This is a genomic window from Aliivibrio fischeri ATCC 7744 = JCM 18803 = DSM 507 (genome assembly GCF_023983475.1).
GTDB classification, from domain to species: Bacteria; Pseudomonadota; Gammaproteobacteria; order Enterobacterales; family Vibrionaceae; genus Aliivibrio; species Aliivibrio fischeri.
Genome location: NZ_CP092712.1, coordinates 1,228,838 through 1,241,195, shown reverse-complemented (window position 1 = coordinate 1,241,195; position 12,358 = coordinate 1,228,838). Strand labels below are relative to the sequence as shown.

The window sequence follows — 12,358 nt, the reverse complement described above, 5'->3', positions numbered from 1 at the left end:
AGAAAAGTAAGGCTCCAAAAAACAGGAGCCTCTATATGATATCTATTAGCTTAGTAGCATTGGACCTAGAGGACGACCGCCAACTAGATGCATGTGAATATGGTAAACTTCTTGACCGCCATGAGGGTTACAGTTAACGATTAAACGGTAACCATCTTCAGCAATGCCTTCCTCTTGTGCAATTTTTCTAGCCACAGTAAATAAACGTCCCATTACCAATTCATCTTCTGGCTCTACGTCATTCGTAGTAGGGATCAATTTATTAGGAATGATTAATACATGGCTTGGCGCTCTTGGATTAATATCGCGAAAAGCCGTAACTAAATCATCTTGATATACCACATCCGCAGGAATTTCTTTGCGAATAATCTTACTAAAAATTGTTTCTTCAGCCATGAAGCGCCTCCAATAATACCCAGAATTCTATTTTATTTTTTACTTTCACTTAGTATGCGTTACAAATAGCTCAAAAACAATCACTTGAGAAATAGTAAAAGCAATCATCTAAAACCCAAACAGAGAAGTCACCCGAAATTATGTAAAAATTTTAACAGTTATTGTTAATTTTATAGACAAGGTCGCAATTTGTGTGACGTGTTAATCATATTATGAATAATCACTGTAACCATTTTAAGACTCGCAAGCAAAAAAGTCATCATTGCACACTCTTAATACCCTTTTAGATGAAAGAGAGATACAACATGAACAGTTCGGTAGTTCGTCGCATGTACGCAGGATTCTCCTTAATTGTTATCCTATTTATTACGACGGTTATCTTAATGCTCAACGGAACGAGCAATATTCACAAACAGATGCAATCTGTCTCTTCAGAGTCCATGCCTTTAGTGAGCTTATCAAACGAAACAAGCGTCTCCTTGCTTGCCGCTGATAAGTCATTTAAAGATTTCCTTACTACTCGCGATCCTATTCAAATGCAGCAAGCTCGTGAGCAATTTTCTGTTGCAGAAACCAAATTTAAAAATACCTTTAAGCAACTTATTAATACCGCTCAACAAAAAAACACGGGCGCACAACAACGTTCAGAACTGGCTAAAATAGAAAGCGCTTATTTTAATGAAGCAAAAGTAGCAATGGATAACTACCAAGCCCTACTAACGGCTGAAGATGAAAAACAACAAGCGATCCGTAACTTTCAGCGTCTTTACACTGAGTTAAGTGTACGCATGAAAGAATACATTAATGACCAAGAAAGTATCGCTGTTAAGATGATGGCGAAAAGCTACTTCGTGAAACTAGAAGACGCAGAGCTTATTACTTCGGATGCATTAGCAAGTAACGATATCGCATTGGTTAATAAAGCTGTTAATCAAAACAAAAAAGCAGTTACGCATCTAAACTACGCTTACCGTGGGCTAGCAAACCAATTGCCAGAGCTAAAAGGCACATTTGATGATTCAGTAAAACAATTCAGCGCTGAAGTAGGACAAAAAGAAGGGATTCTAAATACTCACTTTGCCTACCTAACGGCTAATGATGCGTTATACACCAACATCTCAAACCTTGCTCAGCAAATTGATAAAGCCATTACCCTGCTTACCTCATTTAATCAATTGGCAAACCAAGATTTACAAAACTCACTGCAACAAGCAGACACCATTTACCAACAGAGCCTTTATAAAGGGATTGCACTGGGTGTGGTTGTTTCTCTGCTAGCAACCTTTATTGGTTTTAATATAGCGACATCAGTTCGTACCCCACTACAAAACATGCTTAAGATCCTAGAGTCATTAACCTCTGGAGATATGACTCAGCGTATTGAAACCAAACGAAACACCGAATTTAGCCGTGTATCTCGTCATATTAATACCCTTGCTGACAACCTACAGAAAGTTTTAATTCAGTTAAGTGGTGCATCTGACGAACTGACTGAAGTGGCGCAAAATAACAACGCAACCGCAGAAAAAGCGAAACAACAACTGCTAAACCAACGTGAACAAACCACAAGCGTTGCAGCGGCAATGACAGAGATGGAACACTCGGTTGTTGAAGTTGCATCAAGTTCAGAAAGCTCACTGCTAAAAGTACAAGAAGTAGAAGCCGCTTCTGAACACGGTCAACAAGTCATGAAAAACAACTTAGAGACCATTGAGCAGCTTTCTTCTCGTTTGGATGAATCAGTACAAGCCGTATCAAATCTACAGAAAGTAAGTAGCGAGATTGGCTCAATTTTGGATGTGATTAATAACATTGCTGAGCAAACCAACCTACTGGCACTTAATGCGGCTATCGAAGCAGCTCGTGCCGGCGAACAAGGCCGTGGCTTTGCGGTTGTTGCTGATGAAGTTCGCATTCTTGCTCAACGTACAGCCAAGTCGACCTCTGAAATTGAAGTGATGATTGCTAACCTTCAATCAAGTTCAAAAACCACCACGACAGTGATTGAAAGCTGTGTTGAAGATATGCAGCAAAGCGTTACTCAAACCAACGAAGCCAATAATGCGATGGTGATGATCCAAAACTTAATTGAAGAGATCAGCCACATGAGTAATCACATATCTCAAGCGGCGAACGAGCAAAGTGCAACAACAACTGAGATTGCACGTAGCTTAGAAGACATCAGCCACATTGCAGAAAATAACCAAGAAGCGATGAACGACATTGCTAATGTAAGCCAAACATTAAATGAACTGGCTCATCAGCAAAGTGATATCGTGCATCAATTTAAAGTGTAATTATCTTAGATGAGCAATGTAACAAACAAAAAAGGTGGATAAATTATCCACCTTTTTTATTACATTTTGCTCTAAAAACTAACGATTAACGAGAAAACAGCAAATACGATTTTGCAGGAATAAAGAAACGCAAATTCCCTTGCTGCGGTGCATGATAAGTTTGAGAAGTATGCTCTAACCAAACAATATCCGCCTTAACCGCGACATTCACTTCAATATTATGATCAGATTTATTGATAGCGACTAAACCACGCTCGCCTCGTGCAAACACCAAGTGCTCGTCACTGGCTTCAACTTGCGTTTGAGTTTCGCCATACATCTCATGATAAAACCCAATCAATTGCGTCATGCGTTTAGAGCACCACTCATCTTTCCAGCGTGGCTTACCTTCCGTATTTTTAAATCCACTGATCTCATACTCTGAGTAAATAAGCGGAATGCCACCATCACGTCCAAACAGATACGCATAAGCTAGCCATTCGTGTTCTTCAGACATCACAAGGTCTTGAAACACCTGGTTATTAGGAATGTCATGAGTGGTAGCAAAGGTAATTGCACGTAATGGAGAAAGCGCCATACCGTAAATATACGGGTCTATCAGGCTTGTTAATGACCCTTCTCCCTCTAGCGCTTGATACAACGTATTAAACAGAGGGAAATCATAAGCACCTAATTTGGTTTCTTGTAAATATGGGCTTAAAAAGGTTTCGTACTCTTCTTTTGTTGCACCGCCATCAGTAATGATCTCACCAAAGATATGAATATCATGCGTGATCTCTTCGTCCCACACTTTCTCAAGATGCTCAAGACTCATGTGCTTTGCGGCATCAATCCGAAAACCTTTCACACCAATGGCTTTTAACGCTTTTAAATACGCACGTTGCTGTGCAATAACGTGTTCATTATCGGCTAATGTCGGTAAACCGGGATCGTGTGGACCACCTGAAATACGTCCGTTCTGCACTTCCCATTTGTCATTCCAATTCTCAATACCAAACGCTTCAACAAAATCGTTCTCAGTAAACAGAGGCTCAGATAAATCACCAAATAAAGTTAATGCCTCGTACTTTTCAGGCTCTTTAACGTAGTCTTCTCTGTCCCATTGATTTGGGTATTCTAAATCAGCTCGAATATCCGATTCGTTGGCCATGTGATTAAACACCACATCCACATAAACCCAAATATTAAGCTCAGTTAAACGTTCAACCATGCGTTTAAAGTCAAACGTATCGCCAAGAGGGTTATCAATCAAACGGTAATCTTGAGGTTGATAACGCTGCCACCACTTAGTTCCAGATGGCAAGTTAAGAGATTTCATGGCAGGAGAAACAAGCACTGAGCGATAGCCCAATTGAGCAATTAATTCAGCTTGTTCAGTAATTCGTTGATAGCTCCAATCAAAAGCGTGAAGTATCACGTTACTCACGATAGGAACCGGATCGGAATGCTGCTGTGTTGCTTGACTCATTTCATTATTATCCTTTTTTATGATGTGAGCCAATTATAAAAAGGCCGTTTTTCGTTGCCCTCCTCCCCATTCTATAAAATAAAGTAGGAGTCGAAAGGCGTAGAATGATAATTATCTCAATTACAGATTACTTAACACAACGACCTACAATAAATAATCTGTTTTATAACAATAGATTATCTTCAATTGGAATAAAGCGATCTGCCGCATCAATGAGTGAATTAGCAGTTAAATCTGCTACGCCATACACTTCAACTTCTTTATTAAAACGTGACTGAATTCGCTTAATGAGTAAATCAAAATCCCCATCACCAGACAATAAAACCACAATATCCGCCTGCTCAGCCAGTTCAATGGCATCAAGGGTGATCCCTACATCCCAATCGCCCTTTGCCGAGCCATCACGACGCTGAATAAAGGGTTTTAACTTAACATCAAAACCAATACCACGAAGAATATTATGAAACTGCTTTTGTTTATCGTCGCTACGGGCAATAGCATAAGCGTTCGCTCCCACCACGGTTCTTCCTTCGGTTACTTTTGCCCATAATGTGTTGTAATCGAAATGACGTTGGTAAACATCACGCGTGGTGTAATAGATGTTTTGCACATCAACCAAAATTGCTACTGTTTTCATAATCATTCTCTTAGGAAATTCTCTAATGAGTCTATATGAATGGCATCAATTTAGGTATACTTCGCGCAAATTTTGTAAGAGAAAGACGGTAAAAATGACTAAAGGCTATTCTTGTATTGGTTTAGTAAATCCAAAAACACCTGAAAACGTAGGCTCTGTAATGCGCGCTGCGGGTTGCTATGGCGTAAACTCTGTATTCTACACAGGGAAGCGTTATGACATTGCTAAGCAGTTTTGTACGGATACAAAAAGTCAGCATTTAAACCTACCGTTAATCGGTGTTGAAGATCTAAGAGACATCGTTCCTCTAGATTGCGTGCCTGTGGCCGTTGATTTGATTGAAGGCGCAAAACCACTGCCAGATTACAAGCACCCACCACGAGCGTTTTACATTTTTGGCCCTGAAGATGGTACGCTGAAAAAAGAGATCACCGATTTCTGTCGTGAAACGATTTACGTACCAACCAATGGATGTATGAACCTTGCGGCTGCGGTAAACGTGATCATGTACGATCGCATGGCAAAAGGCGACAACTTCTCAAACCATAAGTAATCTAGATTAAGCTAGATAAATAAAGGAACTCGACATGTTTGATTTATCACGTATTTCGGGTTTCGAAAACGCATCAATTACTCAGACTGATACGCTACAAACCTTGTGGGGCGGTTATGGGGAATTGGTGCGTTTGCATTTACGCAATGCTCCTACCTCCTCGGTTATCGTCAAACAAATCACGTTACCAAAACCTAAAGTGCATCCTAGAGGTTGGAATACGGATCGCTCGCATCAACGTAAACTTGATTCATACCAAGTGGAACTTAACTGGTATCAAGATTATGCCAACTCAGTGTCACTGTATAACCCTGTACCCTGTTGTTTATACGTGGAGCAACGTGATAATGAGCTCGTGTTAGTACTTGAAGATCTGGCGACCGCTGGCTTTCCTCTGGTAAAAACCGACGTATCATTAGACGAAGCCAAAGCCTGTTTAACTTGGCTGGCGTATTTTCATATCGAGCACTTAGACACACAGCCAATAGGATTATGGGAAACGGGTACTTATTGGCATTTAGACACGCGCCCTGATGAGCTTGAAGCCTTAACAGATTTACCATTAAAAAACGCTGCGCTTAAGATTGATCAAACACTTAAAAATACCCGCTATCAAACCCTTGTACATGGTGATGCTAAATTAGCGAACTTCTGTTTTTCTGAAGATGGAAAACACGTTGCTGCGGTTGATTTCCAATACATAGGAAAAGGCTGCGGCATGAAGGATGTGATTTTATTTATCAGTAGTTGTATTCCCCCAGAAAAATGCGCAGAGCTTGAGAGCGAACTACTCGACCACTACTTTGAGCAAATCAAACACGCATTAGGGGAAAACCAATTAGAAACAGCCCTTGAGATAGAAGCAGAATGGCGACCTCTGTATTGCATCGCATGGGCTGATTTCCATCGCTTTGTAAAAGGCTGGAGCCCAGAGCATTGGAAGATAAATGGGTATACTGAGGGGCTTAAATTAAGGGCTTTGGGTGTGTTAGGTGAATAATCAGAATTATTTTAGTATTTGAATGGAAGAACGTGACACCCCTGACACCTGTACGGTAGTCAAAAACATTCTTAACCTGATGGATTTGATAACAACCCAACCAATATCAATATCAATTATCAGTTGGGTTATCATCTTTCTTTACTGCCTTTAATTAAGCAATTATTGATTTATGAGAGTATTTTTGATTGATGGCAAAATATAACTCAAACTCCTATCTCTAACCGTTAAACTACATGTTTTGGAAAGTTCAAAGTCAACTGTTTGGCCATCAACATAAATTGAGCTACTGAGCTTATCTAATTTATATACCTTTCCTTCTATCAGTTTCTCTAGTGATTTAAACGCGTCTTTTATGCTCGTTATTTCGATAGTAGCTTTTGCCGCTTTATCTATCACGACACGACTAACTTTTACTTTTCCAGTGCCTTCAAGTTTGGCGCTAAGGTCACTTTCGAGTACGCTTTTAAATAACTTTAAATTTAGTTCTGGATTACTAAACCCTACCTGAAAATCAAAAAGTCTCGAAAAACAGTCTAAAAAAGTTCGTATCGACTTAGGTGAATTATAAATCACCATCAGTAGCTTATTCGTATCAAGAACCTCAACATGAAAACTAATGTTCCGATAAGTAACATATGATATTTCATCGATAACATTACCAAATTGATCATAAGCTTCATCGCTAAACTCAACTTTTTCTGAATACGTAGCATAAAGTGCATCCGATTCGCTCAGTGAAACGCTATGAAATGTAAAGTCATGCTGCTCATCAGATTGTTGTCTTAATTTGGACAGTATTTCTGGTACGTTTTTTTTACTGTTTATCAGTAGTAACTTCAGCCTCTGACGACTCATTTTCGCCCTCCCCTAGAGTTTCTTCTAAGATTTCATCGACTATTGTACGCGCAGTGTCTTCGATGAGTCTAGATATTCGTAGCTCTTCTACTTTATCCAATTTAGATGGATTTTTGTTATATTCACCTTTACTTTTATATTTGAATTTCCCTCTTGTTATGTAAGAAAAATCCTCAAAAGTTTCTGGTTTACCGAACATTGCTTCCATTACATAGATGTCCGAACCCACTAGTTGCTCTTCAAACTTCCACCTAATTTTGGATATATAAAAACCACGACTATAGAAATCTTGAAGCTCATCCGATTGAAGTACACCCTCACCCTTCAAGGAAGCTCTGCTAATGTGAATGCCAGAATCCCCAGATTTATCTTTTTCATCATCTGTTGGCTTCGGGTGGAACACATAAACGTCCGTTACATCTATTGGCTGAAACCCACTCATTCTGTAAAGCAATTTTTGGAAAAAACTAGTTCTAGCAGAGGGATCATCAATAGATGCCAAATTGATACGAGTAGAGTCAAATTCCTGACCTGCTTCTTCTGCAATTAATGCGACAGACTCTCGAATCGTTCTTTCATAATCTTTTACCTTTGGATTGTCCGGATATCTTACCGTGTAACCAGAGCCCGTTTTCTCGATAGTAATAGTCGCTTCTTTTTTAACAATTTGCTTAAAATCAGACTTAGTGTAATCAGGAGTTTCATACGTGATATCAACAATAAAATTACCATTTTCGTCTTCATGCCAGATACATAAATCCTTTTCTTCGGTAATTTGCTTCTTAAGAACGTTTAACGTCGTTTCCAAAGACTCTTGCTCTACCTCAGTGACATAATCGCTCGTCGTCGTTTTTTCTTTACGCTGCACCACACCCATAGCCGAAGCAATTCTTTGATGGTCGTAGTAATCGTGATTATATTTAGAAAACTCAAGCGCAAGCTCTTCTCTTTTAGATTCGGTCGATATGATTACGCCCCGAGACAAGAATAAGTCCCTTAGTTCAGAGTTATTAATCTTCGATGTATTAAGTGCGTCAAATAAAGCTTTATCCGTAACGCTATAAAGATAATTTTTATGCATGAACACCCTTCCAACCAATATCTTCTGAGTTATAGAACTCAATCTTATAAGGAATCAACTCCAACTTAATATCGAGTCTCTTCTTCATTTCTTCGTCGTACCCCCATTCATGAGCATACTTTTCTAGTGCCCGATTAAAATGCGAGCGAGCTGAGCCACTAGTTCCAGTATGTGGTACTTTTAATCGAATTTTATTTTCAGCATTTAATAGTTGATACTTTGATAGCAGATCCAAAAGGTATAGAAACTCATTATCAGTGTTTGCATCTCGGTTGTAGTAAACAACGTAACCAGGATCATAGACGGATTTAATTTTACCACCAACAATGTCATACACCTCATCGTGTTTGATGATAATAAAAGGAGATGACAGCATTTCAATAGTTGCAGGGAGGTACTTCTCTGAAGAAACAACCTTGTGGAACGTCAACTCTGGGTAATAAAATCCAAATTCAGTTTTCGGAAACGTACTATGACGAATCATATCGTTAATATCGGAGACGATTGTCATCCAATAGTTAATCTGAAGTGGTTCAACGAAGTGTAATTTTTTATCTTTAGGTACAGGTATCTTTGAAAGTTGAACAGGCTTAGGTTGTTGACCTTTTTGACCTTTCTCTCGCTTTGGCGGATAGAAAAAATCATAAAAACCTTTCTGGTATTGGTTATCATGGTTATAAACAAACAACAAGCCTCGGACTTCAAAATCACCGGCAGGAATTAGATATTTTGCTTGCCAGTGTGAGCTATTTTCTGCGCAATCTATAGTCTTAGCCAGAGACGTTAAAGCTTCTTCTATCTTCGTAGGGCTTATTGACCCCTTACCGTAACTTTTTAAATCAGTATTAAAAAGAACGTTCTTATTGCTATAAGGGTCTTTATAGCCAAAAACCACATCAACAGGATGTGTATGTTTTTGTTTTTTTTCCTTGTCTAAATGCTTATCTTGCTTTCTACATGGGAAATCTTGATCATATGGTCCATATTGTTCCCATTTAAAAATACTTAGCAAATCAGAAGATACAACCTTTGCGATTTCTTCACGAGGCCCATTTTCAGCCATTAATTCTAACCTTACTGTTAATATTAACATTAAATTTTATCTAAACAGACTTATATGATATTTGAATTATTGCTTTTATCCTAATAACCAATTCAATATATCGTCATTTTTTTTGATTGTTATTTACCTACTTCAAAGGCATCAGAAGCTAAATTCATTACACTCAATCCAGCCAAAACACGCCCTCAGCTTTATACGTATCAAAATAATTACTTTAAATGAACAAATATAATGCTGTTTATTGTTCTGAAATCCCAACCAGTTACACTAATGATATGAACTAACAGCTATCATTCAACTTGACATATTGATATATCATAATCTTCAGAAGGAAACCTTAAATCAACATGACGTTCAATTTGGAGCAAATGATCTTTACTTACATCTGCACAATTTCCATCAAGCGAAAATCCAAAAATACTAAATACATTTTCATCACTTAAATTATTTAGTTCAAATTCATAAATCAATTCTTCTGTATCTTTATCAAAAAAGTTAAGTTCATACATAATTACTTCTCCACCTTACGAGTAGGATCTTTAGGCTTAGTTTGCTTCCCAGTAATATGGTCAAATTCACCTAAATGTTTCCCATTTTTATCATAGACTTCAACCTTTCCATGTTGAGAGTCCCATTCATATATTCGTTTTTTGTCTTTCCATCTCGGTCTTTTTTTCCCTCCTCCTTGAACATACGTTTTTTCTTTAGCTTTTTTTGCTTCAGGAAATGCCGGTAAAGGAGGCGCACCTCTAGGTGCTGGTACAAATTTTAAATCCCCAGATGGTTTATTAAACACCAAATATAATGGCGGCAAACCTGCATCAACAGGGAATGTAACGATATACTCTACTAATTCATTTTCTGGGTAAAGTACCGTTCCTAATTCTTGCTCATGCTCTTCTATTGGCCTTACCCATACATCATGAACATCTAAGCCGTCATACTCAGGACGCTCTGTAGTTGGATCTAACTTATACTCTTCACCATCGGGCACCCACGTTAGTGTAATCCCCTCTTCAAGGTCAATGACGAACTTATCACCATTTTGCTCAGCGACTTTCTTTTTTACTCGTTCGCCATAAGCATATCCATCGCCAGAATGTATACCAACGACTTGCTCAACCCCATTTTCATCTTTGTATAAATTAAAACGAACCGTAGTATTAATTGCATCTGAGGCATCAAATTGAAAACTGCCATCAAGCGAACCATCCCCTAATTGTGATGGCCATAATGCAGCAATAATACCACCACCTAAACGCGCCATACCACTAACTGCTGCATCAGATAAAGCCCAGCTCCCCACTGATTTGCTTATATTGCTACTTAGCGTACCCAATACACTGCTACCAGTGGCGCTAGATGCAGGTAAGGCAAGAACGGCCATATCACCAAATTCTGTGGCTTTAGCCATTAGGTCTATCTTACATACATTGACTATCGGTGTTCGTTGCGGTATCGCGGTATCTTCAATAGCAGGAACTACATTATGACGAAGCTTTGGAGTTGATGGGGCTGTATAAGTATTATCAAAACTTATTGATTGACCAACACTTTGAATTATTGCAGTAGGAAGCGTCTCATCTTCTTGTTCTCGCAATAGTTTGTCTTCATGTCTGCTTTGAACGATCGCATTAACATCAAGCAAACAAGCGTGTGTATCTAACCAATTTGAATCGATATCTTCAAACTGCTTAACCGACATTTTTTGAGGAAGGTAAAGCAAATGCTGACGTGCAATCACTGTATTATTAATTTTCCACGGCAGTAAAATAAAAGCATAATCATGAGCCGACACTAGCTCATCAGTGAGAGTTTCTTTCGTTGAGTGAGTAACTTGAAATGCCCATTTTCCTGAACCTTTTAGTTTATATTCATTAATTAACGTATCATCAATAAAATGATAAAAATATCCCTCAGTAGGCCAACCAAGACGTTCACCTACTTGAAGCGCAGGTTTAATAGGAACAAAAGATTCTGTATGACTCCCTGAACCTACCTTAACTGGCTTTACATCATCAAATGAAATTGCATTACCACTCAAACGAAAAAATTCACGATGAAGTTTTTTAGGTTCATTAATATTTACGCTTGCAGTAAGTAGAGTGAAACCTTCGTCGGTTTGTGTTTTATGCCATGATGATATGCTTTCTTCTTCCTTAGTCTTACCTAAAGAAAAAACACCGACTTGATAAGTATTCAGTTCATCTTGCGAGCAAGCTATCTCAATTGAATATTCAAAAGCAGCATCTTTGGTTTGTGAATCTTTAACAGGTTCATAATGAGGTAGGTCTGGTTTAGATTCTTTTGCTAGCTCCTCATTCCATGGGAAGTAAGCATTTATAAATTTTGTGGTCTTCTTTTCCATGTTATCTCTATCACTACTAAAACTCCTCTATAATGATAAATGAAAAATTGAATGCGTTTTTACTGAATATAATAGGAAAAACAACCAAAACACTAGTTAAACTGCATCAACAATAAGCATACAAAATAACCATACCTCGCAGTCATTACTACTACCTATTATTTAGTCAATTGATATTCACCAATCAGACTCTCAAATGGTATATCCAACTTACAATTTAAGGTCCTAATCATGGCGAGAGAAAGTCGTCTCTTTCTTTCAAAATTTCAGTCACTCGACTACGTTGACCTAGTATTGCTGTAAATCACTATCACTTACCCAAGCTGCTCCATTCTGAATTTAATGACCGATTACTGAATCTGTTGCTTCATTTTTATAATGCCCATTTTCGTATGCTTCTGCTAAAACGGTTAACATTTCTAATTCATCAAACTCATTATCAGGTAGTGCATCAGGATCGCTGTTAGTAAGTTCGCTAATACGAACCATTGTCGCTTTATAATCATCTTTAGTTCTAATTGGCTTAATATTCATCATTTATGGCCTCATTGTTATTTCATTAATCAATCAATTATAGGATATATAAAAACGCTCCCCCCATCCTAAACACGCCTCACGCTTTATATGCATCAAAAAA

At 38.3% G+C, this 12,358-nt stretch carries 12 protein-coding genes; 3 read left to right on the top strand and 9 right to left on the bottom strand.

Going from position 1 to position 12,358, the window contains the following annotated elements; genetic code table 11:
- Positions 1-45 precede the first annotated feature (45 nt).
- Positions 46-396: a purine nucleoside phosphoramidase gene (gene hinT / locus AVFI_RS05835; RefSeq protein ID WP_005418924.1), complete on the bottom strand. Its 351-nt coding sequence runs from the start codon at positions 394-396 to the stop codon at positions 46-48.
- 305 nt (positions 397-701) lie between these two features.
- On the opposite strand from hinT, the gene AVFI_RS05830 reads away from it, so the two are divergent.
- Entirely contained in the window at positions 702-2,693 is a 1,992-nt protein-coding gene (locus AVFI_RS05830; protein ID WP_065603513.1) for a methyl-accepting chemotaxis protein, read from the top strand.
- Between the two features lie 85 nt (positions 2,694-2,778).
- Here AVFI_RS05830 and AVFI_RS05825 read toward each other — a convergent pair whose 3' ends face one another.
- Together AVFI_RS05825 and AVFI_RS05820 are read right to left on the bottom strand one after the other, a co-directional pair.
- The gene (locus AVFI_RS05825; protein ID WP_188863239.1) at positions 2,779-4,161 is read right to left on the bottom strand and encodes an alpha-amylase family protein; all 1,383 of its coding nucleotides are present in this window, start codon (positions 4,159-4,161) and stop codon (positions 2,779-2,781) included.
- Positions 4,162-4,324: 163 nt separating this feature from the next.
- Positions 4,325-4,798: a LabA-like NYN domain-containing protein gene (locus tag AVFI_RS05820; RefSeq protein WP_054776111.1), complete on the bottom strand. Its 474-nt coding sequence runs from the start codon at positions 4,796-4,798 to the stop codon at positions 4,325-4,327.
- Between the two features lie 94 nt (positions 4,799-4,892).
- Between AVFI_RS05820 and AVFI_RS05815 the strand changes: the two genes are divergently transcribed.
- Together AVFI_RS05815 and AVFI_RS05810 are read left to right on the top strand one after the other, a co-directional pair.
- Positions 4,893-5,351, top strand: a complete 459-nt coding sequence (locus tag AVFI_RS05815) for an RNA methyltransferase (protein WP_005418920.1) — start codon at positions 4,893-4,895, stop codon at positions 5,349-5,351.
- Positions 5,352-5,385: 34 nt separating this feature from the next.
- A complete protein-coding gene (locus tag AVFI_RS05810; RefSeq protein ID WP_188863240.1) occupies positions 5,386-6,351 on the top strand; it encodes a phosphotransferase in 966 nt (321 codons plus the stop codon).
- 162 nt (positions 6,352-6,513) lie between these two features.
- Here AVFI_RS05810 and AVFI_RS05805 read toward each other — a convergent pair whose 3' ends face one another.
- The 6 genes from AVFI_RS05805 to AVFI_RS05780 form a co-directional block, all read right to left on the bottom strand.
- Positions 6,514-7,209, bottom strand: coding sequence for a hypothetical protein (locus AVFI_RS05805; protein ID WP_155661642.1), 696 nt, complete (start codon positions 7,207-7,209; stop codon positions 6,514-6,516).
- Complete coding sequence (locus tag AVFI_RS05800) at positions 7,169-8,290, bottom strand: hypothetical protein (RefSeq protein ID WP_155661643.1); 1,122 nt, start codon at positions 8,288-8,290, stop codon at positions 7,169-7,171. Before AVFI_RS05800 ends, AVFI_RS05805 begins: the two co-directional genes overlap by 41 nt.
- Positions 8,283-9,353 (bottom strand): hypothetical protein, encoded by a 1,071-nt coding sequence (locus tag AVFI_RS05795; RefSeq protein ID WP_155661644.1) that lies wholly within the window; start codon positions 9,351-9,353, stop codon positions 8,283-8,285. The genes AVFI_RS05800 and AVFI_RS05795 overlap by 8 nt, the downstream gene beginning before the upstream one ends.
- 290 nt (positions 9,354-9,643) lie before the next feature.
- Positions 9,644-9,862 (bottom strand): DUF7683 domain-containing protein, encoded by a 219-nt coding sequence (locus AVFI_RS05790; RefSeq protein WP_054776112.1) that lies wholly within the window; start codon positions 9,860-9,862, stop codon positions 9,644-9,646.
- A 2-nt stretch (positions 9,863-9,864) separates the two neighbouring features.
- The gene (locus AVFI_RS05785; protein WP_236781472.1) at positions 9,865-11,721 is read right to left on the bottom strand and encodes a colicin E3/pyocin S6 family cytotoxin; all 1,857 of its coding nucleotides are present in this window, start codon (positions 11,719-11,721) and stop codon (positions 9,865-9,867) included.
- Between the two features lie 339 nt (positions 11,722-12,060).
- Positions 12,061-12,258, bottom strand: coding sequence for a hypothetical protein (locus tag AVFI_RS05780; RefSeq protein WP_054776115.1), 198 nt, complete (start codon positions 12,256-12,258; stop codon positions 12,061-12,063).
- Positions 12,259-12,358: the final 100 nt, after the last annotated feature.

Bases quoted from the DNA above. Each gene is read 5' to 3' on its own strand.
- hinT (WP_005418924.1), bottom strand. From the start codon at position 396: ATGGCTGAAGAAACAATTTTTAGTAAGATTATTCGCAAAGAAATTCCT.
- AVFI_RS05830 (WP_065603513.1), top strand. From the start codon at position 702: ATGAACAGTTCGGTAGTTCGTCGCATGTACGCAGGATTCTCCTTAATT.
- AVFI_RS05825 (WP_188863239.1), bottom strand. From the start codon at position 4,161: ATGAGTCAAGCAACACAGCAGCATTCCGATCCGGTTCCTATCGTGAGT.
- AVFI_RS05820 (WP_054776111.1), bottom strand. From the start codon at position 4,798: ATGAAAACAGTAGCAATTTTGGTTGATGTGCAAAACATCTATTACACC.
- AVFI_RS05815 (WP_005418920.1), top strand. From the start codon at position 4,893: ATGACTAAAGGCTATTCTTGTATTGGTTTAGTAAATCCAAAAACACCT.
- AVFI_RS05810 (WP_188863240.1), top strand. From the start codon at position 5,386: ATGTTTGATTTATCACGTATTTCGGGTTTCGAAAACGCATCAATTACT.
- AVFI_RS05805 (WP_155661642.1), bottom strand. From the start codon at position 7,209: ATGAGTCGTCAGAGGCTGAAGTTACTACTGATAAACAGTAAAAAAAAC.
- AVFI_RS05800 (WP_155661643.1), bottom strand. From the start codon at position 8,290: ATGCATAAAAATTATCTTTATAGCGTTACGGATAAAGCTTTATTTGAC.
- AVFI_RS05795 (WP_155661644.1), bottom strand. From the start codon at position 9,353: ATGGCTGAAAATGGGCCTCGTGAAGAAATCGCAAAGGTTGTATCTTCT.
- AVFI_RS05790 (WP_054776112.1), bottom strand. From the start codon at position 9,862: ATGTATGAACTTAACTTTTTTGATAAAGATACAGAAGAATTGATTTAT.
- AVFI_RS05785 (WP_236781472.1), bottom strand. From the start codon at position 11,721: ATGGAAAAGAAGACCACAAAATTTATAAATGCTTACTTCCCATGGAAT.
- AVFI_RS05780 (WP_054776115.1), bottom strand. From the start codon at position 12,258: ATGATGAATATTAAGCCAATTAGAACTAAAGATGATTATAAAGCGACA.